The organism is Chryseobacterium sp. NRRL B-14798, assembly GCF_050470705.1.
GTDB classification, from domain to species: domain Bacteria; phylum Bacteroidota; class Bacteroidia; order Flavobacteriales; family Weeksellaceae; genus Chryseobacterium; species Chryseobacterium cupriresistens.
Genome location: NZ_JBFLUL010000005.1, coordinates 642,524 through 667,352 on the forward strand (window position 1 = coordinate 642,524; position 24,829 = coordinate 667,352).

Genomic DNA, 24,829 nt, shown 5'->3' on the forward strand with positions numbered 1-24,829 from the left:
TTTTGAGGGAAAATGAATCCCTAATGGAAAATATTTTCTTAACGGATAACAGTTGCAGGTATTCTATCTTTAAGAATAAGAAATTTATACTGAGAAGATTATTCTACATTTTAATCATTCCGGTATTGATTTGCTGTTCTATCAGGGCTATAATATTTTTAAATGCTGTTCCCTAAACAGCTTTTGATTGGGGTTTATCTTATAAATTACTATTGTACGAAATATCAAAAACTTTTTCCATTTGTCTTTCGTTAGTAGTTCTAGGGGTTGCCTTTAATAAAGTATTACGGAGCCAAACTGCCGCACTGTTTTCATAATGAGAAATTTTACCAATAGCAGCGCTTGTATTGACGATATAATGTGCTTTTTTCATGCGCAGTTTTTCGTATTGAGTGAAAGCTTCATCCACCTTTTTACCTTCACCAAAAAGCTTTCCAATGATGTATGCATCTTCAATGGCCTGGCATGCACCTTGTCCCATATTAGGTGTTGTTGCATGGGCTGCATCACCAATCAGGCAAACACGGTCTTTTTGCCATTGGTAAATCGGTTCTAAATCGATAATGTCACTGACAAATATTTTCTCTTTGGGTGTTTCGGAAATCATGCTGAGAATTTCGGGATTAAATTCAGCAAAAAGCTCAGCAAGATTATTGGGATTTTTAACCAGGTGCTCGTTAACCACAGCGTACCAGTAAACTTTGTTATCACTAATTTTCACGAAGCCGAAGCGCCTGCCTTTTCCCCAGGCTTCATAAACATGGTGATTATATTTTTCTGTCCAATCAGATTCGATGACGCCACGCCAGCATTTTTGCTTGGAAGATCTGAGTTTTCCAATATTTAAAATTTGACGACGTACTACTGATTTAATTCCATCTGCTCCAATAACAGCATCTGCATTAGCGATAGTTCCGTCTTCAAAAGTGAGTTGATAACCGTTTTCCTGTTCGATTTTGGATAAACGTTTAGAAAGTTTAATGTTTTCAAAACCAATTTCTTCAGCCAGAATCATTTGTAAATCGGCACGATGAATGGCAATATTGCTTACTCCGTATTTACTTTCGAATGTATTTAATTGTACATCCGATAAGGTTTTGAGCTGTGGATTAGTAATGTTAATAGTTGAAATTTTATGACCTGCCATTTCGATTTTGTGGCGAATGCTTAGTTTGTCAAAAATCTGCATGGCATTATTAGCCATAATGATTCCGGCGCCCACAGGCTTTATTTCGGGTGCACTTTCGTAAACGGTAACGTCCAGATTATTTTTTTGTAAGGCTAAAGCTGTTGTCAAACCACCAATTCCGCCACCGATAATTGCTATTTTCATTGTGATTGCATTTATATTATGAGGCAAAATTAATGGCTGGAAAAACCAAAAACGTTCACTTAAGTTAATTTTCTGAAATTAGCAAATTCTTTTCCGGATTCTGCTCAGCGATTGTGGCGTAATTCCTAAATATGAAGAAATATATTTCTGTGGAATTTTGTTCAGAATTTCGGGTGACTTTTTCAAAAGATTGAGATAGCGTTCTTCCGGTGTATAAAAAAACAGTTCGTCAAGCCTTTGTTTTGCATCCAGAAAAGCTAAATCCGATATGCGTTTTGCCAGCCCAAGCCAGAAAATATCTTTCTGAATTAACATCCCAACAGCTTTTTTATCAAAATATAAAACTTCAGTTTTTAGAAGAGCCTGTATAACAGCGATTGATTTTTTTCCGGTAATATAGCTTGCGTAATCACCAATTACGTCATTATTCACCTGTAAAAGATAGCTGATATCTTCGCCTTTTTCATTGATGTAATAAATCCGGACAGCGCCATTCAAAATGATTCCTAAACGATCAAATACTCCATTTTTAGGTTCTATCATTTTGCTTTTATCATAAGTTACGATATAGCAAATATCCAAAAATTCCTTCGCACGCACCATAGAAATCTGAAGTGTCTTTGCTAATTTCTCCTGTATTGCTGATGTCATCGCTCCTATGTTGGTTTTAATTGATACTACAAAAATAATTTTTCCTGTTTTATTAGAACGAAATAGAGTATAAAACTAAAGAAGGCGCCTTTTTGGACGCCTTCTTTTTATATGAATGATAATTCTTTTTAGTGATTATCGTATTTTCTATCCATTACAAAATCTTCCATGAATTTTGTAGTATAGTTCCCTGAAAGATAATCTTCATTATCCATCAGCTGTCTGTGGAAAGGAATCGTTGTTTTTACTCCTTCAATATAGAATTCTTCAAGAGCCCGTCTCATTTTTGCAATGGCTTCCTCACGGGTCTGAGCCGTAGTAATAAGCTTAGCAATCATTGAATCATAGTTGGAAGGAATTGTATATCCGGAATACACGTGAGTGTCTACTCTGATTCCGTGTCCTCCAGGGATATTTAATCCTGTGATTTTCCCCGGAGACGGTCTGAAGTCTGCGTAAGGGTCTTCTGCGTTGATTCTACATTCGATTGAATGTAATTTAGGATAATAGTTAATTCCTGAAATAGGAGTTCCAGCAGCAAGAAGAATTTGTTCTCTGATCAGGTCATAATCAATTACCTGTTCAGTAATAGGGTGTTCTACCTGGATTCTTGTATTCATTTCCATGAAATAGAAATTTCTGTGCTTGTCTACAAGGAATTCGATTGTTCCTACCCCTTCATATCCAATGAATTCCGCAGCTTTTACAGCAGCTTCCCCCATTTTCTCACGCAGTTCGTCTGTCATGAAAGGAGAAGGTGTTTCTTCAGTTAATTTCTGATTTCTTCTCTGTACAGAACAGTCTCTTTCAGAAAGGTGGCACGCTTTTCCGAATTGGTCACCAGCAACCTGAATTTCGATGTGTCTTGGCTCTTCAATCAGTTTTTCCATATACATACCTCCATTTCCAAAGGCAGCTACAGCTTCCTGAATAGCAGATTCCCAGTGATCTTTAAGGTCTTCAGCTTTCCATACAGCTCTCATTCCTTTTCCACCACCACCTGCAGTAGCTTTGATCATTACCGGATATCCTGTTTCTTCAGCTATCTTTACAGCGTGTTCATAAGATTCGATCAATCCGTCAGAACCTGGTACGCAAGGTACACCTGCTGCTTTCATAGTAGCCTTAGCGTTTGCTTTATCTCCCATTTTTTCAATCTGTTCAGGAGAAGCACCAATAAATTTGATACCGTTCTTCTGGCAGATTCTTGAGAAGTTAGCATTTTCAGATAAAAATCCGTAACCTGGGTGAATAGCGTCAGCATTGGTAATTTCCGCTGCAGCAATAATGTTAGGGATTTTAAGATAGGAGTCTTTACTCATTGCAGGACCAATACATACTGCTTCATCAGCAAATCTTACGTGAAGACTGTCTTTGTCAGCAGTAGAGTATACTGCAACGGTTTTGATCCCCATTTCTTTACAAGTACGTAAAATACGCATTGCAATTTCGCCACGATTGGCTATTAATATTTTTTTGAACATCTTAATACGATTTGAAATTTGAAAATTTGAAATTTGAAATTGATTTTATAATCAATCATCAATCATCATTAATCAATATTTAATTAAGATGGATCTACTAAGAATAAAGGTTGGTCATACTCTACAGGCGTAGCGTCGTCAACTAAAATTTTAACAATTTTTCCGCTGATTTCAGATTCAATCTGGTTGAATAGCTTCATTGCTTCAATAACACAAACTACTTTACCAACAGAAACTTCGTCACCTACATTAACAAATACATCTTTATCAGGAGATGGTTTTCTATAGAAAGTACCAATCATTGGAGATTTGATTGTTACATATTTGCTGTCATCAGATGCAGCTTCAGCTTTCTCAGCAGCAGGAGCAGCCGGAGTTGCAACAGGTGCCGGAGCAGCTACCGCTTGCGGTGCAGTGTGATATACTGCAGGCTGTGCATAAACAGCATCGCTTCCAGCTAATGGAGTTTTAATAGTGATTTCGAAATCTTTAGTTTTGTACTTCACTTCTGAAACTTCAGCCTTAGATACAAACTTGATAAGATTTTGTATGTCTTTAATGTCCATAAATTTGATATTTGATTTGATGCCAAAGATACCAAAAAAACGTAAAAAACAACAAAAAACCGCCAAATTTTATCAAAATTGGGCGGTTTTTGTATTAAAATGAGGCTTTTTCAGCGAAAAGCGACTCTTAGTTTTCTTCAGTAGCAGCTACTTCTTTTTCCAATACTACTTTACCTCTGTAGTATAATTTTCCTTCATGCCAGTGAGCTCTGTGGTATAGGTGAAGCTCTCCTGTTGTTGCATCTTTAGCTAATTGAGGAACTACAGCTTTGTAGTGAGTTCTTCTCTTATCTCTTCTTGTAGACGACTGTCTTCTCTTTGGATGTGCCATTTTCTAATAACTTTTTTAATTGATGAGCGATGAGATTCATCATCTCATCATATTTAAATTATTCTATTTAATTATTGTCTTTTAATTTTCTTAAAGCATCCCATCTTGGGTCACTTTCATGTTCTTCTTCTTCAGTTACCTCAATATCTTTAGGACTGAACTGGTCAAGAATTTTAAGATCTTCATCACTTACATTCGGTGAAATCTTTTTCATCGGGATAGAAAGCATTACATTTTCATAAATCAAATGTGCTACATTGAAAACATGCTCTCCGGTAGGAATGGTAATCACATCTTCATTGCTGTCATCATATTCTTCCCCGAAATTCACCAAAATTTTGATTTCATTCTCAATAGGATAGTCAAAATTTTCATTGGTGATATCACAAACCAATTCAACTAATCCATTAATTTTAATCTCAAATTCTAGAAAAGTAGTGTGTTTATCAAGCGATACATTCACTTCTATTCTAGGATTTGTAAATTCCTGCTCAGTGTCAAATAATTGAAAGAACGTTTTATCTATCTCAAACTTGAACTCGTGTTTTCCGTTTTTAAGTCCGGAAAAGCTTACGTCATAGTTTCTTAACTTGTCCATAAAATGAGTGTGCAAAAATATGCATTTTTTTTATAATAACAAATAAAATCTGAAACAAATTAATTTAAAATTTGTTTTAAAGATTTATGCTTCAGTTTCCTCCGGCAGATCTTCATCTATTCCGTTGTCTACAGCCATTTTTCTAGGCTGCAGGCGGTTGCTCATCAGTTCGCTGTATTCACTTCTGTTTTTGAAAACCTTAATAGCAGTGAAGATCGCTTCTGTAAAACTTTGTTCATCAGCCATATTTTTTCCTGCAATATCATAAGCAACTCCATGATCCGGAGATGTTCTGATGAAAGGAAGTCCTGCCGTATAATTTACTCCTTCTTCATACGCTAATGTTTTAAAAGGAGCCAGCCCCTGGTCGTGATACATCGCTAAAACAGCATCGAAATTTTTGTATTTGCCCGGCTGGAAGAAACTGTCTGCAGGAAAAGGTCCGAATGCCAGTATTCCGTTGTCAGAAAGTTCTTTAATAGCTGGGCTGATGATCTCGATTTCTTCATTTCCGATAACACCGCCATCTCCTGCGTGAGGATTTAATCCCAGCACTGCAATTTTAGGCTTTTGAATACAGAAATCTTCTATCAGCGTCTGGTTTAAAACTCGGATCTGTTTCTTTATTTTTTCCTTGGAAATATTTTCAGCCACCTTTGCAATAGGGATATGATGAGTTGAAACAGCCACTTTAAGATCTTCGGTAACAAGGAACATTAGTCCTTTTTTATTGAATTTCTCTTCAAAATATCCTGTGTGTCCTGCATGTTTGAAACCCATCTTTACCATTTCATCCTTGTTGATCGGAGCGGTTACCAGAACGTCAATGTCTCCTTTCATTAAAGCTTCAGTAGCTGCTTCCAGAGAATCAATTGCCATCTTTGTAGATTCTTCGGTAGGAACTCCCAGTTCTACATTCACGTTTTCTTTGGTAAGGTTCACCATATTGAGTTTCCCTGCCTGTGCCTGCGAAGGTTCATTAACATAGTTGAAATTAATATTCAGCTTAAAAATATTTTTCTGATAAGTGAATAATTTTCCCGACCCAAAAATTACAGGTGTGAAAAAATCTGTAATAGTTTTGTCTTTCAGAGACTTCATAATGATCTCCGGGCCGATGCCGTTGAAATCACCGATTGAAATTCCTACTCGTACTTTATGGTTTTTTGGGCTCATTTTGATTATCTTTGAAGATTATAATTTACAAATTTAGCAAAAAATAATATGTTCACAGGAATTATTGAAGCAGTTGGTGTTATTGAGAAGATTGAAGAAAAAGGAAGCAATATAGATTTTACCCTGACTTGCCCTTTTACAAATGAACTGAAAATTGATCAAAGCCTTGCGCACAACGGCTGTTGTCTTACAGTTGTTGAAATAAAAGACAATCATTATGTGGTGACGGCAATCAATGAAACATTGGAAAAAACCAACCTTGGAAAATGGGAATTGGGAACCGTTGTCAACCTTGAACGCTGTATGAAAATGGATGGAAGACTGGATGGTCATATTGTTCAGGGACATGTTGATAAAACCGGTGAAGTGGTGAGTATCGAAAATAAAGACGGAAGTTATTTTATTACTATGAAGTATGATAATGACGGAAGTTTTGTAACGGTACCTCAGGGATCCATTACTGTAAACGGAATCAGTCTTACTGTTGCTAAAAGTGAAGATAATCAGTTTTCCGTAGCTATTATTCCTTATACCTGGGAATTTACGAATATGAAACATTTGAAAATTGGTGACAAAGTAAACCTGGAATTTGATATCATTGGTAAGTATATTGCTAGGTTAATTAAAAAGTAGAATGTCAATAAATAAGTATAAAGGATATAGCTTAAGGAATCGTGTGTTTTTCGGTTTCCTGCTGGTATGTTTTTTAAGTGTGGTTGCTACATCACTTGTTCCTTACTTTGTATTGAGAAATCATTCTTTACAGCAGAGTAATATCGATATGCAGGATAAAACCAATGCTGTAATGCGATATCTGGACTATGCGGTAAGCCAGAAACTTATTGAGACAAAAGATCTTCCGGAGGTTTTGGGGAATAAAATCTTCGAGATAGCGGATATCAACCAGCATGACATTTTTATTTATGATCTGAAAGGAAACTATTTGCTTTCCAACAAAGACGAAGGATTAATTGAGCAGAAAACAATTCCTATAGAAATCATCAATAAGATTCTGTCTACTGATGCAAGAGTAGATATGGTGAATTATGATGCAGCTAAGGATGCAAAGCTTACCTCTTCCTATCTTTTGCTGAAAAACAATGAACTTGAGCCTATCGGAATTGTTTATATTCCTTTATACCATAATGAATCTGCTTATCTTGAAGTTCTTCATCAGTATGTAAAATATATTCTTTTAGTAGATATCTTCCTTATTCTTTTCAGTATCTGGATCAGTTGGGTGACTTCTAATAGCCTGGCGAAAACCATTACGAAATTCTCTGATATGATTACCCGTATTACCTTGTTTGAAAACGAAATGCGCCCTATCAGATATTATAAGAATGATGAGCTTAATGCTTTGGCCAGAGCTTATAACAGAATGATTCTACAGATTCAGGACCAGAAAGAAAGACTTAGATTCAAAGCATCCGAAGAAGCATGGAGAGAGATGGCCAAGCAGGTGGCTCATGAGGTGAAAAATCCGCTGACGCCAATGAAGCTGACGATTCAGAATTTTGAAAGAAAATTTGATCCTGAAGACCCGAATATCAGAGAAAGAGTAAAGCAAATGAGTAAAACTATTGTTGATCAGATTGATCTGATTGCTACCGTAGCTTCAGCATTCTCAGAATTTGCGAAACTTCCTGAAAAGAATAATGAAGTGATCAATCTGAATACCGAAGTTGAAGATATTCTCCGTGTATTCAACGATGACAGTATTTTCATGCATGCCAACAAGACGAATATTATGATCAATATGGACAGGATTTATCTTTCCAGAATTATCACAAACCTTGTTACCAACGCAAAGCAGGCAGAAAGTGATAAGAGAAAACTGATCATCAATGTAGATGTCGAACAGCACCAGAGAAGAGTCATTATCTCTGTTCAGGATAACGGAGTCGGGATTCCTGAAAATATGTACGAAAGAATCTTTGAGCCGAATTTTACTTCTAAAAGCAGTGGAATGGGGCTTGGTCTGTCTATGGTGAGAAAAATGATTGAGGATTATAAAGGTGAGATCTCTGTAAAATCAGAAGTAGGGAAGGGATCTACATTCATTATTACACTGCCTACCAATTTATAGTGAAGCCATTTACATTTAAACAATTTCAAATTCAGCAGTCTAAAGATGTCTTCCGTGTAGGAACAGACGGTGTTCTGCTTGGAGCTTTGGCAAATGTTGAAAATGCTTCCAGTGTTTTGGAAGTAGGAACAGGTACGGGACTAATTTCTCTTATGCTGGCGCAAAGAAATCTTCAGGCCGGCTTTTTGGGATTAGATATTAATGAAGAGGCAGCAAAACTTACCCAGCTCAATTTTGAAAATTCTCCTTTTCATGCCAGGTTGAAAAACAGTCATCAGGACTTTAAAACTTTTGAAACGGAAGACCGGTTTGATCTTATTGTGTCCAATCCTCCGTATTTTGAAGAATCAGGATCTGAAAAAGATAAGGTTGCACGTCAGACCGTAGAATTGAACTTCATGCAGTTGATCAGTAAGGCGGCAGAATTATTGTCAGAAAAAGGGATATTTTCTGTAATCATACCTGTGGAAGCAGGGGAAGTTTTGATTTCAATTGGTAAAGAAAATAACCTGCATCTGAACAGAAAAGTGAATATCAGAGGAATTGAAAATGCAAAGGCAAAAAGATTGATTCTGGAGTTTTCGTTACAAGAAAAAGAAATCAACGAATCTGATTTTATTATAGAAAAAAGTCCGAGACAATACTCGGACCAATATCTTGAACTCACGAAAGAGTTTCATGTTTTTAAGTAAAGAAGCTAGAAATTAGATTTTAGAAGTTAGTTATTTCTGACCTTCTTATTTTTTATTCTTATTCAAATAATTCTGAAGTATCCAATACAGAAACTTTTCCGTCTTCACATCTGATGGCTTCACCAGGGAAGTTCTGAATCATGTGGTAATCATGTGTTGCCATTACTACAGCAGCTCCATTTTCAAGGGCAACCTGCTTTAATAGCGTCATAATTTCGTTGGAAGTCTCAGGGTCAAGGTTTCCTGTTGGCTCATCGGCTAAGATAAGATCCGGGTGATTCAGAAGGGCTCTTGCGATGGCAATACGCTGCTGTTCCCCTCCGGAAAGTTCGTGAGGCATTTTGTGCTTCTTGCTTTTCATGTTCACGCTTCCCAACACCTCGTTGATACGGTCTTCCATTTTTACTTTATCATTCCATCCTGTTGCTTCAAGAACGAACTTCAGGTTTTTCTCAACCGTTCTGTCTGAAAGCAGCTGGAAATCCTGGAATACAATTCCCAGTTTTCTTCTTAAATTAGGGATATCAGACGGCTTTAGTTTTGCCAGATCAAATCCTACAACAGCCCCATGTCCTGATGCCAATGGAATGTGTCCATAAAGCGTTTTCAGAAGGGAGCTTTTTCCGGAACCTGTTTTTCCGATAAGGTAGCAGAATCTACCTTTTTTAATGTTAAGATTTACATCAGAAAGAACAGTGAAATTTTTTTGCGCAATCTTCGCGTGCTGCAAACTTATAATATTGTCTCCGGAGATATTGGTATGTGGCATAATTTAATTTTAAAGGCTGTTTCTTATAAAAATATTTCAACTTCTAAAAATAGAAAAAAGATGTTGATGTAGCCTAAATTTTAGTAAATTTTAACAACAAAAAATGCCTGAAAAGGATCTTCTCAAGCATGTTTTGTATATGATAATTAGAAATTATCTCTTAGCGCGTGCAGCACTTACAGTTAATCTCTTTCTGCCTTTAGCTCTTCTCGCAGCCAAAACTCTTCTTCCATTTGGCGTAGACATTCTTTCTCTGAAACCGTGTTTGTTTCTTCTCTTTCTTTCTGATGGCTGGAATGTTCTTTTACTCATTACTATATGTTTAAATCGTAATTAATCTATTAATTTTCAGGTTGCAAAGATATATAAATTTTTATAAGTTACAAACTTTAATTATCTTTTTTTAAAATTAAATGTAATGTTTTTTGGTAGGGTATTAACAAACCCTCATCACAAAACCATTTTTCCGGTACAAAAATAATATTTAAATGATTTATATAAAAGCTCTATCTTTGAAAACTTTAATTTTAACGAAAAATAAACACCGGATGTTTACACCAGCAGAACTTTTAGATATCAATACATTACTTACCCAGGATAGCAGAATAGTGATCCTTACCCATTATAACCCGGATGGAGATGCTATTGGTTCAAGCCTTGGATTAAAACATTATCTGAAAGCAAAAGGAATTCATGCGGAGGTTATCGTACCCAATGATTTTCCGAAATTTCTGAAATGGATGCCGGAATCTAAAAAAGTTATTATTGCAGAATATAAAAGAAAACTGGCTGCGGATTTGATTGCGGGAGCAGATGTTATTTTCTGCCTGGATTTTAATTCTCCGTCAAGAATAGGATTATTAGGAGACTGGCTGGTAAAAGCTCCGGGGAAGAAAATCCTTATTGATCATCACCAACAACCGGAACAATTTGATTTTGTGTATTCTGATACAGTCATTCCTGCCACTTCACAGATGATTTATCATTTCATTGAAGCAATGGAGGATGAAAAGCTGGTGAACCAGGATATGGCGGAATGTCTTTATACCGGAATCATGACGGATACAGGAGGTTTCCGTTTTCGTTCTACCAGTGCTACTACCCACAGGATTATTGCTAATCTTATTGAACACGGTGCAGACCCTGCCATGATTACTTCCAATACATGGGATACCAATACGGTTTCCCGCCTGCATTTGCTTGCTTTGGTTCTTGGAAGAATAGAAGTGGTGAATGACGGAACCGTAGCGGTTTTAAGCCTGACAAGAAACGAACTGAAAGAATTTGGTTTCCAGAAAGGAGATACAGAAGGTTTTGTGAATTATGGTTTGAGTATTGCCGGAGTGAAAATGTCAGCATTCTTTATGGAAGATCTGTACGAAGACTTCGTTAAAATTTCTTTCAGAAGTAAAGATGATGTGGATGTGAACCAATTCTCAAGAAAATATTTCAATGGTGGCGGGCATATTAATGCAGCCGGAGGGAAATCTTTAGATTCTTTAGCGGGAACGATCGTCAACTTCAAAGAAAAAGTAAAAGAGGAAGGTTTATAGAGGCAAAAATCTGTAAATTTTTCTGATTAACTTCTAAATACTTCTACGAAACCCCTTTTCTTCAAGCTCCTGGCAGGTATAATCATACACTTGCTGAAACATTTCATCCATATATCTTTTGTTGAAAAGACTGTATTTCGTCATTTTGGGCGGATCAAGAAAAATATTGCAGTATTTTGCTTTAGAATAGACCGACTTTGCGATCGCTAAGTGAAGGATTCTGTCGAATTCTTTCATCAGGCTCATCTTGCTTAACTCATCATAGCTGATGGAATTGACATGAGAGGCAATCAGAAAATTACATTTATCCATGATAGGCTCAATGGGAAGATTATCCAGAACGCCGCCATCCACATAAATTTTCTCACCAATTCTTACCGGTGGAAGAATAAAAGGAACGCTTGAGGAAGCCAGTAATGGTCCAAAAAGCTCTCCTTCAGAAAAGAAATCTACAATGCCATGAGTCATTTCCGTTGCGGCTACATACACCGGAATTTTTAAAATACCGAAATTGTCTTCAGGGAAATAATCTTTGAACAGTTTTAAAATAAAATTGGAACTGAAGATTCCGTTTTTGGATAATTTTAAAGATGACCTGGAAAAAAAAGAAGTTTGCTTGACAATTTCCATCATCTCTTCCGGCGTTTTTCCAAAAGAATAAAAAGCACCAATGATGGATCCTGCGCTGGTTCCTGAAATAATGTGTGGTTTCAGATTGTATTCTTCCAAAGCTTTCAGTACGGCAATATGAGCAATCCCACGCATTCCTCCGCCTGAAAGTGTAAGTCCGATAACCGGTGGTGCCGGTGGTTTCTTTTTTTTGAATGAAAATAAAGCCATTACCCAAATTATCCTCTACTAATATACAGGATTTTTTGTTATGCACAGCTTAATTTGTCAGGTAACCTCTTTTATAAAACCAGTTTTTTAGGAAGATTGTGAAGAAGTTCTGTATTGATGATTTCTGCGCAGATTCCTGGCTTTTCCCAATGACCGTTGTGTCCGCAGTCCAGGATATAAGATTTGATATTCGTTCTGTCCGGAAGATGTTTGATCATCATATCCGTTTTTACCGCATTATCATGTTTACCCGCCAGTACTAAGATTTTAGCTTCCAGGTTTTCCAGCACATGCTTTTTGTCGGTTCTTTCCACCATACCTTTTACACAGGCAAGTGCTCCCAGATTGTTGGTGGAAAGGGCTGTTTCAAGAGCGGTTTCTATTTTTCCTTCCAGGATATCCCTTTCGTTTGGATTGAATAAATTGGGAACTCCGGCTCTTGCATAGTGGGCGAAAGCATCTTTGATGATTCTGTAGCTTTTGATCCGCTGCTGTTTTTTCTCTTCATCATCCGGAAAATACGTAGAGAAAAATAATGTAAGACTTTTTAAAGAATCAGGATACTTCTCTGCAAAAGCGAGAGATGTATATCCTCCCATAGAATGTCCCAGAAGATGTATTTTTTCTAAATGCTGATCATCCAATACTTTTTTTACTTCTTCAGCCATCAATTCCATGGTGTGAACTTCAGCCAGAATTTCAGACTGTCCATGGCCGGGAAGGTCAATTTTGAGCAGTGAAAAATCTTTGGAAAGGTGATGTTCCATATCACTCCAGATGGATAGATTTTCCATAAATCCGTGAAGAAGTACCAATGTTTCTTTTCCGTTTCCTTTTCTTTCAAAGTTCAGCATGATTCCAAAATTTAGAAGGTTAAAAATAATACAGCAGGTTATCTGCAGATCCGTTTCTCCTTTCAAATTTAGTTAAAAAAAAGAGCATTAAAAAAATGCCCTTGTCTTTTATTGAGTTAATTCCTTGTAAACCTTTGTTTCCCAGGGCTTGATATCTGTAACCCCATATCTTTCCTTTTTAGAAATAGCAAGGTTGTCCAGCATATCTACAAAATTCTTGTAATTGGCTTCGTCTGTTGGTTTTACAATCACTGTGAATTTATCAGGTGCCGGAGCATTTTTATACGCTTCAGCAATGATCTTTGAAATTTTTATTCCACTGAAATCTGTTTCTTTCAGGTTTCCTGTATTCAGATCTTTCTGATTGCTCTGATGATAAAATACGCGGTTGTCTTTTCCAAGAATAAAGGTAATCTGGTTTTGATCTCCAATTACCGGAGTATCAATAGAACTGGGATTTGGATCTTTTGCAGGGAGTCCCAGGTCCATTACGTTCGGTTTTGTAAAATTGGTGGTGAACATGAAGAAAGTGATGAGTAGGAATCCCAGATCTACCATAGGAGTCATGTCCACGCGGATCATTTTTTTCTTTTGCTTTCCGCCTTGTTTTTCTTGTGCAATTACTTCTGCCATGATTAAAGTTTTTAAATGTTAGACTATATTTTTTTGAAGAATTCATACAAAACATATGCCTTGATTATTAAAAACTTTATAGATTCATGAATCTATTGATTATTATTGCGTGAATTTTACCTATTTCTGTTTTTTAATACTTTTCCTGAAGGGAAAGGGTAATTATGATATTTTCAAGGGGTTACCGGGTGATTGTTATTTTCTTTGTAAGAATAATTTCTTCTTTGTTTTTTACCTGTACCATATAAAGTCCTTCCGTGAATGCAGATGTACTGATTTTAATTTTTTCTTCGTTATATTTTTGAGAGAAAAGTTTTCGTCCGGACATATCAGTAATGCTAATAGTACTTTCCCGGGGCAGATGATCTAAATAGAAAAAGTCTTTTGCAGGGTTAGGGTAGAGGTTGGGTTTATGCCTCTGTTGATTTTCCGGAATGCCAAGCTGTTCAGGACTTAATTTAACTACCCAGGCATCGATCATACCATGATGTCCGGTAACGTCTCCACTTGTGGATCCTGTACTTCCTGAAACAATATATCCGTTATCAGCGGTCAGTTCAAGAGCAGTTAAGTAATCGAAATCGGGACCTCCCAGGGTTTTCTCCCACTTCAGATTTCCGCTGCTGTCCAGTTTTATGATCCAGTAATCCAGATTACCGTGGTGATTGGTTACCTGTCCGTTGTTGGAAGCTGTCCAACCCGCAACAATATAATCCCATTCGGGAGTCTGGCGAATAGTTATGGCGTTGTCATGAAAACTTCCTCCAAAATATTTATCCCACTCGATGGTTCCGTTATTGCTTAGTTTGATAACCCAATAATCGGGAAGTCCGCTCTCAAGATTTGAAGAATTAAAAGAAGTGCCCACGGCAATATAACCGCCATCAAAAGTCTGTTGCGCATAATATCCTATGTTATCACCAATATTGCCCAACGTTTTTTGCCATTGCATATTTCCGCCGGAATCGAGTTTTACTACCCAAAAGTCATTGTTTCCGTAGCTTACAGTAATATCGCCATCTGTAGACACGGTGGTTCCTGCAATAATATACCCGCCATCAAAAGTTTGCTGCACAGAATTGACCTGTTCACTGCTGCTTCCACCCAGCGATTTCTGCCATTGTATATTTCCGTTAATATCTAATTTTACGATCCAATAGTCTCCTCCTCCATGATTTCCGCTCACATCTCCGTCATTGGAACTTGAAGATCCGGCTACAATATATCCTCCTTCAGAAGTCTGCTGAATAGATTGTGCCATATCCATACTGCTTCCACCCAGCGATTTCTGCCATTGCATATTCCCGTTGGAATCAAGTTTTACAATCCAGTAATCATAATTTCCATGATTTCCGCTGATATCCCCGTCACCGGAATTGGATGATCCGGCAATAATATATCCTCCATCGGTAGTTTGACGGATGGATTGTGCATCATCAACATGGCTTCCTCCTAACGTTTTTTGCCATTGTATGCCTCCTGCAGGGTTTAATTTTACGATCCAGTAATCTCCTCCTCCGTGATTCCCGGTGACATCTCCATCATTGGACATAGAATGTCCGGCTACAATGTATCCTCCGTCGGAGGTTTGCTGAACGGCATTCGCAGATTCACCATGGGTGCCTCCCAGTGCTTTTTGCCATTCTATGGAAGGGGCAGACTGGGCAGCTAATGCGGAATAGATAAGAAATAAAAAAGTAGATGTTAAATATTTCATATGTATTTGAATTGGTGATAGTTATTCAAATATAATTAATTTTAGACTACGTTTTGTGTTTTATTGTTTATTTAATTCATGAAATAAAAAAACTCACACGATAAAGTGTGAGTTTTTGAATGATATGTTAATAAATTATTTATTCTTTTTATAGAAATTTACCCCGCATTCAAGGAATTTTTTGAAATCCTCTTTAGGCATATATCCTGAGACAGGCGTGTTGATTACTTTACCATCAGGAGTAATTAAAACATAGTGAGGTTGAGAGTTATTATTGAAGTTCACCTGCTGGAATAAACTCCATCTGTCTCCAATTGTTTTTACCTTCTTGATCTGTCCGTCTCCAAGGTCGATTTTGGTTTTCTGATCCTCAGGAAGCTCTTCCTTGTCGTCTACATAGAGAGAAGCCAGTACTACATCGTTCTGAAGAATCGGTAAGATATCTGGTTCGCTCCAAACAAATTCCTCCATTTTTCTACAGTTTTCACAACCGTATCCTGTAAAGTCGATCAGGATTGGTTTATCTTCTTTTTTGGCCAGTTCTACAGCTTTGAAGAAATCGTGCTCCGGATGCATTCCTAAAATTCCGTCTTTTTCATCATGGAAATAGCTTACATTGAGTGGAGGTAAAATTCCACTTAATAACTGAAGTTTCGGACGGTCAGATGGGATTAACCCTTGAACCAGATAGATCACGAAACCAATTCCCAATACCCCTAATATTTTTCTGGTGATAGAGATTTTAGGCTTTTTATCATCATGAGGGAATCTGATCAATCCTAATAAATAGATTGCTAATCCTAAGGCGATAATAATCCAGATCGCAATGAAAAGCTCTCTTTTTAAGAAGAATGTTTTGGATACAAGATCAGCTTTAGACAAGAATTTCAATGCCAATGCCAGTTCTACGAATCCTAAAACAACTTTTACCGTATTCATCCATCCTCCGGATTTCGGAAGGCTTTGTAATGCCTGCGGGAATAATGCCAGCAGTCCAAAAATAATCGCCCATGCCAGCCCGAATCCAGCCAAAGCAAAGGTCAGCAGCATAGGAACATTGGATGAACCTGTTACTGCACTTCCCAGTAAACTTCCTAAAATAGGTCCTGTACAGGAGAAAGAAACAATCACCAACGTTAATGCCATGAAGAAAATACCGATAATTCCTCCCGCTTCTTCCGCTTTGGAAGATTTGTTGGCGATAGAACTTGGCAGCGTGATATCATAATACCCGAAGAAACTTCCGGCAAAGAAGATGAATATGATGAAGAACGCAATGTTCAGCCATACACTTGTGGAAATTTCATTGAAGATATTTCCGGCAATTCCATCAATAATATGGAAAGGAATACTTAATAAAACAAAGATCAGAAGGATAAAAAAGCCATAAATAAGAGCGTCTCTTTTTCCTTTGGCTTTGTTTTTACTTCCTTTGGTAAAGAAAGAAACCGTTAATGGGATCATCGGGAACACACATGGCGTAAGCAAAGCGATTAATCCTCCGATAAATCCAAGGAATAGATACGTCCAGTAATTTTCATCCACTTTGGCAGACGCAGTACCGCAATCTGTCAATGGCTTTTTGAAATCGATGGTTGCAATTTTCAACTGCTTTGGATCCAGTTTTGAAGCTTCTGTGATCGTAGTTTCAGTTTTTGCAGGATTTTCAGTAACGGTCCCGGTAACTTTCACTGAATCCTTTACAGGCGCTGCGTTTTCCTCGGCTGCAGCCTCTTCCGCTGCCCCTTTTGGAGTAACTTTTTGATTGAATTCTAATGTATTGGGAGCCAGGCAAACTCTGTCATCACAAGTCTGATACGTAATCTCGGAAGTGACATCTGCAGGTTTTGTCGGATCTTTTAATTTAAATTTCTGCTTAAATCCGGCAGCATTGGAATAAAAAACAATAGTACCTCCGAATGCTTCAGAAAATTCTTCATGTTTTTTACCTACTTCGGTAAATTTTCCAATCAACTCAATATTCTTTCCTGTCACTTTATACTCCGTTGGAATTCCGGTATCTTCCGGTAAATCTTTGGAGTAAATATGCCATCCGCTTTCCATGGTAGCATTCAATACCGCTTCGTACTGATTGTTTCCCAGATCGTTGATGGTGAATTTAAACTTTACAGGATTTTTTATCTGCGCATTAATTCCTGTCGCTAAAAATAGTAGAATTAATAAAAACCAGTTTCTAAATTTCATTGTTCATTTCATTAAAGTTTTGAGACTCCATTTCGTTTTCTCATTCTTTGCATATCTTCTGTTTTCCCTGAAGGATAGCTGTCAAATACAGTATTTTTCCTGATGAGTGCGTGTCCGGATTTTTTGCCTCGCTAAAATAGATAATTTTTCGTCCCTAAAAAATTTAGAAACTTTCTTTTTTTAAGCCTGATGCCTAAAAATATTTCGTCTTCTGCCTTCATCACCATGGCGGTATCACTTATTTCATCATTTAAAGTGATTATTGATTTTGTCAATTTTGCCAACGTGGTATTATGATGATCGTTTGTCATGATAAAAGTTTTGGACCAATCAATTCAGGTTTTTTACAATATCTTCTACAGATGCTCTCTTTTTATAATCTGTATCAAAATGCCTCCATTTAATTTCTTTATCCTCATTAAGGATGAAGGTTGCCGATACAGGAAGTTTTCCGGAATGATCTGATCTGCTGTCAGCAAAATCCTCCTTTAATTTTGAATTATATAAATTAAGAGTTTCACTGTCAGGAGTATAAAGGACGTCAAATGCTTCTGCTATTTTATAGCCTTCATCATATAAAACGGTATAATCGGTCTTTGTTTTACTGATTGTCTTTTCGATAAATTCCGGTTTTTCAGGAGAAATAATAACGAGTTTTGCATTTTTCGACTTCAGTTCAGGAGCCAGATTCTGTAATGTTTCAATATATTTGTTACAATAAGGGCACCATTGTCCGCGAATAAAAACAACCACCAGTTTTTTGTTTTCTGCTGATGAAGAAAATGTATTTCCCAAATGATCTTTCGCACTGAAATTACCTATCTTATCTCCAATCATTTTTCCCTTTACCTGATCTAAAGTTTTACCGGACTGAGGCATTTTTTTTTCAATAACAGCTGCTCCTACACCTAAAAACTGTTCAGCATTATAATAGCCGAAATCATATTGAACCAGTTTTCCTTTTGGATCCAGGAATAAAAAAGAAGGGTAGTTGACTACTTTAAATTCTTTGGCCAGGCTTAAGCCTTCTTTTTCCGCGTCTATGGCCAGGTTTACAAAATTTTTGTTGAACATTTCTCCGACTCTGGAATCTGTGAAAGTGTTTTTTGCCATGAGCTTGCATGGGCCACACCAGGTAGTGAACAGATCAATGAAGATCAGTTTATTTTCTTTTGCTGCGACTTTTTTTGCAGCCTCCAAATCAATTTTTTGAAAACTGATGCCTGTGCTTTGTGCATGTAATGAAATTCCTATTGCTATAAGAAAACTCAAAATGATTTTTTTGAACATATATTTCTTTTCTTATTAAGTTCCCTGATTCATGAAAAAATCACCCATAGATTAAATTATTTTTTTAATGATTTGATTGTCAGGTAGAAAAAATGCTATTGTTTTTAATCCTTTTGATCTGCTCTACACATTTGTATTTTTGATTCTGAGCATTATGCCTGCTGGAATACTGATATTTATTCTGAATTTCCTCTATACTTTTATTTTCGATAAAAATGTCATGAATCAGATTCTGGCAATGTGAGGAAATAGACTTGATATAACCGGCTAGCTTTTCCCAATAATATCTTTCATTTTCAATGGCCGTACTTATTTCCTCCCGATGTTCCATGAAATAGTTTTCAGGAGACTCAACATAAAAGTTTCTGTTTTTTAGTTTTTTAAACCACAGATTTTTTACAATTCCGATAATATAATTTCCCAGACAGGTTTGGACTTTGAAGTCATCAGCATTCAGCTTTTCGTAAAGAATGAGCAGTGCATCCTGGAAGATATCTTCTGCATCTTCAAGATTTCCTTTATTTTTGAGAATGAATTTCTGGGTATAACCAAAATACTGTTGGTATAAAATTCCAAAAGCTATATTGCTGTCTTTCTTAAAATCATCAACAGCTAACGAATTAGTTGTTTTTCTGTCCACTTTACAGTTATCTTTTTTTGAGTAGTGCTGTCTGCCTGATACCTGCGATCCTGTCTGAGAGGGATAACTCCCAGGATATGGTTCCCGGAGTCACATAATAACCAGATCTTTTCCCTAATCAAAGCAGATAATTTTTCGTCCCTGAAAAATTTAGAAACTTTCTTTTTCCCTGAAAACGCTGTCGGATAAAATTCATCTCCGTCCTGCTTTTTCCTCAAAAGAAGTGGGAACTGAAGCTTTTCAGCATCGAAATCCCATTCAAATCCTTTATTGATTCCGGAAATGTTTTCAATATCATCTACGAGATTGATGCTCATCTGGTTTTCAGAAAAATCAAAGTGTTCAATCAATACTATTTCTTCCGGAGTTTCCTTTTTTCCACTTTTATCAATAAAGATGAGTTCATCTCGGTTGACAATCAACTGATATTCCTTTGAAAAAAAAGAACTGTTATTTCCGGCTTTAAAAATTTTCGGAATTTCTTCCTCCTGATTGAATCCGTATTTCTTTAAAATTTCAAATTTTACAAAATCACTTTCACTATCCAGCTTTCCCTTTGATAAGATTTTATAGTTTTGGTTAAATACGGTCAGGCGATTTTCTATCTCCTGGATCTGTTGTTGTACAAACTCTTTGGTTTGATTCAGATATAAAGAACTTTTTCTGAAATTTTCCAGAAAATGATCGTTGGTCTCCATCAGCACCGGAAAAATCTCATTCCTGATCTTATTCCTCAGATAATCACTTTTTTTATTAGAAAGATCTTCCCGAAATTCAATAGTATTCTGCTCAGCAAACTGGTAAATTTCTTTTTTTGAAACATTTAAAAGGGGACGAAGGATGTTATTATCATTCGATGGAATTCCACTCAATCCATTAATGCCGGCAGCTTTGGACAGATTAATAATGAACGTTTCCAGCTGGTCATTAAGATGATGGGCGGTAACAAGAAATTCCAGTTTTTCCTTTTCCTGAATTTCTTTAAAAAAGGCGTATCGAAGCTCTCTTGCCCATAGCTGAATAGAGTTTTCGGGTTTCTGATCTTTTTCTGAAACTTCATACAAATGAAATTTTATATGATTTTTCTCACAAAAATCCTGCACTGTTTTCTGATCCAGATCCGAATCATTCCCCCGAAGTTTATAATTGATATGAGCTACCTGAAACTGAAACCCGGCATCTTGAATTTCCTGCCTGAAATCCCTGAACAATGAGGCCAGAACCATAGAATCTGCTCCTCCGCTTACCGCTAAAAGATAGGTGTGATTTTCCGGCTCGTGAACGAGATTTTTTAACTGACTGATAAAGGCTGATTTATTCAACATATATGTTGAGAATTTCTTTTATGCAAAGATAACCGATATAATTCAATTGAATTTTCCTAACTTTGAGTAGTCTAAAAATGATTATTTATGAAGATTTTAAAAATTTTAGCAGTTTCTGCAATGGCGCTGGGGATGACATCTTGTGTCAGCAAAAAGCAGTATGATGCTTTGAGCACAAACTATAAGCAGTGTATTGAAAATATTGGAGAAAGACAAAGAGAAATTCAGGATTTGAAATCTCAGAACTCTGCATTGGCGGGTGAAAACAACTTGTTGAAAAGCCAGCATGATGCTTTAAAATCATCACTTGATGCATGTTTGTCGAACACAGGAAAAAGTTCTGCTAACATTGATAAACTGGTAGGGGAAATCAATGCTTCCAATTCTTATATCAAGCAATTGATCTCCAGTAATGCTAAAAATGACAGTTTGAACCTGGCATTGTCTAATAAACTGAAGAGATCTTTGGATAATGTATCTGATGAAGATGTACAGGTAAAAGTATTGAAAGGAGTAGTAATGATCTCCCTTTCTGATAAAATGCTATACAAAACAGGAGATTACAACATCCTGCCTGCCGCTCAGGAAGTGTTGGGTAAAGTAGCAAAAGTAATCAACGATTATGATAAATACTCTGTATTGATCGAAGGTAACACGGATAACGCTCCGTTGAACTCTCCAAATCTTCCAAGAGACAACTGGGATCTTTCTGCATTAAGAGGTACTTCAGTTGCTAAAGTTCTTCAGACTCAGTTTGGAGTAGATCCGGCAAGAATTACTGCTGGTGGACGTTCTGAATACAACCCGAAAGCGACTAACATGAGCGTTTCCGGAAGAGCAGAAAACAGAAGAACGGAAATCATCATTATGCCTAAACTTGATGAGTTTATGAAACTGATGGATATCGCTCCTAAGAAATAATGACTACACCCTATATCATTACAAATCCCGAAGCAATTCGGGATTTTTTTATGATGTGTTAATCTGTTTCGGAATAGAATCTGCCAATTTTTTTTGAAGAAAAGATTGTCTTTATTTTTTGGAAATGACATTCGACAGTTTAAAACAAAAATAAATCCCGAAGGTGGCCGGGATCTATTCTTAATCAAATTAATTCTTCCTTTTTCAGGAGCGAAATAATTCGTTGCAAAAATGAAGTGGATATTTCTTTCTTACTTTTTGCTGCAGAAGAATCAGTTCTACTTTTCAGTACAACTTTAGTGTGATTCTCATGGTTAGTTTGTGTCTCTCCTGCAATCATCATGTTTTCTCTTAGTGTTTTTACCCCTTATTCTTACTGCAAACTTATAACTAATACCACAAAAATACCATCCGTGTTTTTACGGTATTTTATATGGGGTTTTTCCCTGTGTTATGTAAAATTTTAATTTATTAATCAAATATGTATGATATAATTGTCTGATTAATAAAAGAATGTGTATATTTAAATCTCCAAATAAGGAAATAAAACAGAGGTGTCCGAAAATCTTAAAGAGTAGGAAATTAATACTAAACTAAAATTATTATGAAAAATTCCAAAAAACTTTCAAGAGGAGAAATGAAAACTGTACAAGGTGCTATTAACGGGTGTAATCCACAGATATTTTGTACCAGCCTGCAAACAAAGTGTTGCCCGGGATGGGTTTGTGCCGGTATAAGAGAATATTGTATAGCAATATAATAAACTTTTAAAGTATATAGATGCATGTAAGGGAGATTAATTTCTCTCTTTTTTTTATCTTCTTCCTGAATTAAAAAAGTAGCTTTAAAATCCTTAAATTTGTTTAAATTAAAATGGTATGAGTTTTTTTGAAGAAAAGAATCCTGAAATGGACAGATATTTGGAGGCGCACGCTTCTTCGGAATCCGAAATTCTGAAAAAGCTGAGAAGAGAGACGTATCAGAAAACAACACAGCCTCATATGATTTCCGGATATCAGCAGGGAAGACTGCTGACGATTATATCCCAGATGCTGCAGCCGAAAAATATTCTTGAAATAGGAACATTTACCGGATATGCTACTTTATGTCTTGCATCAGGACTGGCAAAAGACGGAAAAATCACCACATTGGATGTGAATGAAGATCTTGCCTATCTTCCTAAAAAATATTTTGAATCCAGCGAATATGCCAGCCAGATCGATTTTAAACTTCAGGATGCCAAGGAATATTTAAAAAAAACAGATGAATTTTTTGATCTGATTTTTGTAGATGCTGATAAGGAAAACTATGCCGAATATTTCAGATTGATTAAACCTCATACAAAATCCGGAACGGTGGTGTTATTTGACAATGTATTATGGTATGGGAAAGTGCTGGAAGAAAATCCGAAACTGAAATCTACCCAGTCGATCCAGGAATTGAATGATTTGGCAGCAAAAGACGAAGATTTTGAAAATCTTATTTTACCTTTGCGTGATGGAGTGAACTTTCTTCGCAGAAAGTAACTGAAATATTCAAGGATTAAACATTTAAAGAGATACAACATTGTATTTTAATCTTTAAATTATTCAATCTTTAAATTGAAAATTAATGAATAAAGGAGTTTGTATTGTTACAGTAGCGCCGGTTCGTGCAGAAAATTCTGACAGAGCTGAAATTGTTACGGAAATATTGTTTGGAGAAAGTGCGGATATTCTGGAAGTGGATAAAAACTGGACCAAAATAAAGATGCATTATGATGGCTACGAAGGATGGATGGACACCAAACAGTTGAAACCTGTAACAGACGAAGAGCTGGCCAAAAGAAAAGTGACTGTGGTTACCGAAGATTTTTCTTCCGTATTAATGAACGATGGAAAAACTTTGCTTTCTATGGGTTCAGAAGTGGAATTTCCGGTAGTAGCTTCAAGAAGAAGTCATGATGTGCGCGAAAGCATCGCTCTGACGGCAAAAGAGTTCCTGAACGTGCCTTATCTGTGGGGAGGCAAAAGCTTTTTTGCAGTAGACTGCTCCGGATTTACCCAGTTGGTTTATAAAATTCACAATATAAAAATACCCAGAGATGCTTCACAACAGGCTGAAGTAGGAGAACCGCTTACTTTCGTGGAAGAAACACAGCCTGGTGATCTTGCTTTTTTTGAAAATGCAGAAGGAAAGATTATCCATGTAGGAATTATGCTGGAGAATCAGAAGATCATTCACGCTTCCGGAAAAGTAAGAATAGACACGCTGGATTCCACAGGCATTTTCAATAAAGAAATGAATAAGCATACTCATAAACTGAGAGTGTTGAAAAGTGTAATTTAATCCTCATTCAATCTCATCTTAAATGGAAAATATTCTTTTTACAATTTTTGATATTTTAAATTTTGGATGGGTCGCTTTTTTATGGGGATTTACCCTGAAAAACTATAACACGTTGCCAGAGAGAATTCCCGTACATTTTGATATGGAAGGAAAAGCGGATGGATTTGGAGGAAAAATGTACGCCTTTCTGATGCCTGTACTGGCTCTGGGATTGTATGCTATATTCACTTATGGGATAAGACATCCTGAAGACACTAATTTTCCGGTAGAAATTACAGACCAGAACATGAATGCTCAGTTTTTAATTATGAAAATCGGGCTGAGAATTCTTTTTGTTGTACTGGCAATGGTTTTTCTCAACCTTCAGGACTATATGTTCAGATATGCTGCTGATGATAAAGCCAAACCCAGAATTTCAATGGCCACGATCTTTTTATCAGTCGTTTTATTTACTCCTGCATTACTCTTTATTGCTTATCTGTTTAAATGATACATTCTAAAAATAATTCAGAACATTATACGTGGGGAGACCAATGCGACAGCTGGATCCTTAAAAATACCCAGGGCTTATCCGTAAAGCAGGAAAAAATGCCTGCGGGAACTTCGGAGAAACTACACTTTCATAAAGTGGCAGAACAGTTTTTCTATATTCTGAAAGGAGAAGCCGTATTTTATATCAACGAAGAGAAATTCCTGGTTAGCCAGGGAGAATCTATCTCTGTTGAGCCGGGAGCAAAACATTTTATCTCCAATGAATCCACTGAAGAAATTGAGTTTTTGGTCATATCCAATCCTCCTACGGATCATGACAGAATTGAAATTAAAGAATAAGTA

At 36.5% G+C, this 24,829-nt stretch carries 28 protein-coding genes; 10 read left to right on the forward strand and 18 right to left on the reverse strand.

Annotated features, from left to right (window positions below; translation table 11 throughout):
* Positions 1-199: 199 nt before the first annotated feature.
* From AB1278_RS03265 to pdxA, 7 genes are all read right to left on the reverse strand, one after another.
* Positions 200-1,333 carry an FAD-dependent oxidoreductase gene (locus tag AB1278_RS03265; RefSeq protein ID WP_202841568.1) on the reverse strand — a complete coding sequence of 378 codons (1,134 nt, stop codon included), beginning with the start codon at positions 1,331-1,333 and terminating at the stop codon, positions 200-202.
* A gap of 78 nt (positions 1,334-1,411) precedes the next feature.
* Entirely contained in the window at positions 1,412-1,984 is a 573-nt protein-coding gene (locus tag AB1278_RS03270; RefSeq protein ID WP_238349655.1) for a Crp/Fnr family transcriptional regulator, read from the reverse strand.
* A gap of 128 nt (positions 1,985-2,112) precedes the next feature.
* The gene (gene accC, locus AB1278_RS03275) at positions 2,113-3,468 is read right to left on the reverse strand and encodes an acetyl-CoA carboxylase biotin carboxylase subunit (RefSeq protein ID WP_110011462.1); all 1,356 of its coding nucleotides are present in this window, start codon (positions 3,466-3,468) and stop codon (positions 2,113-2,115) included.
* Positions 3,469-3,551: 83 nt separating this feature from the next.
* Positions 3,552-4,034, reverse strand: coding sequence for an acetyl-CoA carboxylase biotin carboxyl carrier protein (accB, locus tag AB1278_RS03280; protein WP_047385964.1), 483 nt, complete (start codon positions 4,032-4,034; stop codon positions 3,552-3,554).
* A gap of 127 nt (positions 4,035-4,161) precedes the next feature.
* A complete protein-coding gene (gene rpmF, locus AB1278_RS03285) occupies positions 4,162-4,365 on the reverse strand; it encodes a 50S ribosomal protein L32 (RefSeq protein WP_002976251.1) in 204 nt (67 codons plus the stop codon).
* 67 nt (positions 4,366-4,432) lie between these two features.
* On the reverse strand, positions 4,433-4,963 hold the full coding sequence (locus tag AB1278_RS03290; RefSeq protein WP_429812411.1) for a YceD family protein: 531 nt from the start codon (positions 4,961-4,963) through the stop codon (positions 4,433-4,435).
* An 84-nt stretch (positions 4,964-5,047) separates the two neighbouring features.
* Complete coding sequence (pdxA, locus tag AB1278_RS03295; RefSeq protein ID WP_202841566.1) at positions 5,048-6,139, reverse strand: 4-hydroxythreonine-4-phosphate dehydrogenase PdxA; 1,092 nt, start codon at positions 6,137-6,139, stop codon at positions 5,048-5,050.
* Between the two features lie 48 nt (positions 6,140-6,187).
* Between pdxA and AB1278_RS03300 the strand changes: the two genes are divergently transcribed.
* From AB1278_RS03300 to AB1278_RS03310, 3 genes are read left to right on the forward strand one after another with little or no spacing between them, the layout of a single operon-like run.
* Positions 6,188-6,772, forward strand: a complete 585-nt coding sequence (locus AB1278_RS03300; protein ID WP_110011459.1) for a riboflavin synthase — start codon at positions 6,188-6,190, stop codon at positions 6,770-6,772.
* 1 nt (position 6,773) lies between these two features.
* Positions 6,774-8,228, forward strand: coding sequence for a sensor histidine kinase (locus tag AB1278_RS03305; RefSeq protein WP_227943343.1), 1,455 nt, complete (start codon positions 6,774-6,776; stop codon positions 8,226-8,228).
* Positions 8,228-8,920 carry a tRNA1(Val) (adenine(37)-N6)-methyltransferase gene (locus AB1278_RS03310; RefSeq protein ID WP_202841564.1) on the forward strand — a complete coding sequence of 231 codons (693 nt, stop codon included), beginning with the start codon at positions 8,228-8,230 and terminating at the stop codon, positions 8,918-8,920. Before AB1278_RS03305 ends, AB1278_RS03310 begins: the two co-directional genes overlap by 1 nt.
* A 58-nt stretch (positions 8,921-8,978) precedes the next feature.
* Here the strand turns inward: AB1278_RS03310 and AB1278_RS03315 are convergent, their stop codons facing one another.
* Positions 8,979-9,689, reverse strand: coding sequence for a cell division ATP-binding protein FtsE (locus AB1278_RS03315; RefSeq protein ID WP_076594903.1), 711 nt, complete (start codon positions 9,687-9,689; stop codon positions 8,979-8,981).
* 153 nt (positions 9,690-9,842) lie between these two features.
* Entirely contained in the window at positions 9,843-10,001 is a 159-nt protein-coding gene (rpmH, locus tag AB1278_RS03320) for a 50S ribosomal protein L34 (RefSeq protein ID WP_002976260.1), read from the reverse strand.
* Positions 10,002-10,237: 236 nt separating this feature from the next.
* Between rpmH and AB1278_RS03325 the strand changes: the two genes are divergently transcribed.
* Positions 10,238-11,242 (forward strand): DHH family phosphoesterase, encoded by a 1,005-nt coding sequence (locus AB1278_RS03325; RefSeq protein WP_110011456.1) that lies wholly within the window; start codon positions 10,238-10,240, stop codon positions 11,240-11,242.
* A 33-nt stretch (positions 11,243-11,275) separates the two neighbouring features.
* Here AB1278_RS03325 and AB1278_RS03330 read toward each other — a convergent pair whose 3' ends face one another.
* From AB1278_RS03330 to tilS, 9 genes are all read right to left on the reverse strand, one after another.
* Positions 11,276-12,082, reverse strand: coding sequence for a patatin-like phospholipase family protein (locus AB1278_RS03330; RefSeq protein ID WP_062675737.1), 807 nt, complete (start codon positions 12,080-12,082; stop codon positions 11,276-11,278).
* A 71-nt stretch (positions 12,083-12,153) separates the two neighbouring features.
* Entirely contained in the window at positions 12,154-12,936 is a 783-nt protein-coding gene (locus tag AB1278_RS03335) for an alpha/beta fold hydrolase (protein WP_343643373.1), read from the reverse strand.
* Positions 12,937-13,044: 108 nt separating this feature from the next.
* Positions 13,045-13,569, reverse strand: coding sequence for a biopolymer transporter ExbD (locus AB1278_RS03340; protein WP_227943349.1), 525 nt, complete (start codon positions 13,567-13,569; stop codon positions 13,045-13,047).
* Positions 13,570-13,750: 181 nt separating this feature from the next.
* On the reverse strand, positions 13,751-15,286 hold the full coding sequence (locus AB1278_RS03345; RefSeq protein ID WP_411413356.1) for a T9SS type A sorting domain-containing protein: 1,536 nt from the start codon (positions 15,284-15,286) through the stop codon (positions 13,751-13,753).
* Between the two features lie 135 nt (positions 15,287-15,421).
* A complete protein-coding gene (locus AB1278_RS03350; RefSeq protein WP_429812420.1) occupies positions 15,422-17,491 on the reverse strand; it encodes a cytochrome c biogenesis protein CcdA in 2,070 nt (689 codons plus the stop codon).
* Between the two features lie 131 nt (positions 17,492-17,622).
* Positions 17,623-17,802: a hypothetical protein gene (locus AB1278_RS03355; RefSeq protein ID WP_343643698.1), complete on the reverse strand. Its 180-nt coding sequence runs from the start codon at positions 17,800-17,802 to the stop codon at positions 17,623-17,625.
* A 19-nt stretch (positions 17,803-17,821) separates the two neighbouring features.
* Positions 17,822-18,763 (reverse strand): redoxin domain-containing protein, encoded by a 942-nt coding sequence (locus tag AB1278_RS03360; RefSeq protein WP_429812423.1) that lies wholly within the window; start codon positions 18,761-18,763, stop codon positions 17,822-17,824.
* A 97-nt stretch (positions 18,764-18,860) separates the two neighbouring features.
* On the reverse strand, positions 18,861-19,421 hold the full coding sequence (locus tag AB1278_RS03365; protein WP_202841557.1) for an RNA polymerase sigma factor: 561 nt from the start codon (positions 19,419-19,421) through the stop codon (positions 18,861-18,863).
* Positions 19,394-20,746, reverse strand: coding sequence for a tRNA lysidine(34) synthetase TilS (tilS, locus tag AB1278_RS03370; RefSeq protein WP_343643696.1), 1,353 nt, complete (start codon positions 20,744-20,746; stop codon positions 19,394-19,396). Before tilS ends, AB1278_RS03365 begins: the two co-directional genes overlap by 28 nt.
* 87 nt (positions 20,747-20,833) lie before the next feature.
* On the opposite strand from tilS, the gene AB1278_RS03375 reads away from it, so the two are divergent.
* From AB1278_RS03375 to AB1278_RS03400, 6 genes are all read left to right on the forward strand, one after another.
* Positions 20,834-21,667, forward strand: coding sequence for an OmpA family protein (locus tag AB1278_RS03375; protein WP_202841555.1), 834 nt, complete (start codon positions 20,834-20,836; stop codon positions 21,665-21,667).
* Positions 21,668-22,271: 604 nt separating this feature from the next.
* Positions 22,272-22,427 (forward strand): CCPGW family putative bacteriocin, encoded by a 156-nt coding sequence (locus AB1278_RS03380; protein ID WP_407936191.1) that lies wholly within the window; start codon positions 22,272-22,274, stop codon positions 22,425-22,427.
* A gap of 118 nt (positions 22,428-22,545) precedes the next feature.
* On the forward strand, positions 22,546-23,193 hold the full coding sequence (locus tag AB1278_RS03385) for an O-methyltransferase (RefSeq protein WP_429812428.1): 648 nt from the start codon (positions 22,546-22,548) through the stop codon (positions 23,191-23,193).
* A gap of 85 nt (positions 23,194-23,278) precedes the next feature.
* Positions 23,279-23,995 (forward strand): C40 family peptidase, encoded by a 717-nt coding sequence (locus tag AB1278_RS03390; protein WP_110008296.1) that lies wholly within the window; start codon positions 23,279-23,281, stop codon positions 23,993-23,995.
* Positions 23,996-24,017: 22 nt separating this feature from the next.
* Positions 24,018-24,485 carry a DUF1648 domain-containing protein gene (locus AB1278_RS03395; RefSeq protein ID WP_395971792.1) on the forward strand — a complete coding sequence of 156 codons (468 nt, stop codon included), beginning with the start codon at positions 24,018-24,020 and terminating at the stop codon, positions 24,483-24,485.
* Entirely contained in the window at positions 24,482-24,826 is a 345-nt protein-coding gene (locus AB1278_RS03400) for a cupin domain-containing protein (protein ID WP_395971790.1), read from the forward strand. The genes AB1278_RS03395 and AB1278_RS03400 overlap by 4 nt, the downstream gene beginning before the upstream one ends.
* Positions 24,827-24,829 lie beyond the last annotated feature (3 nt).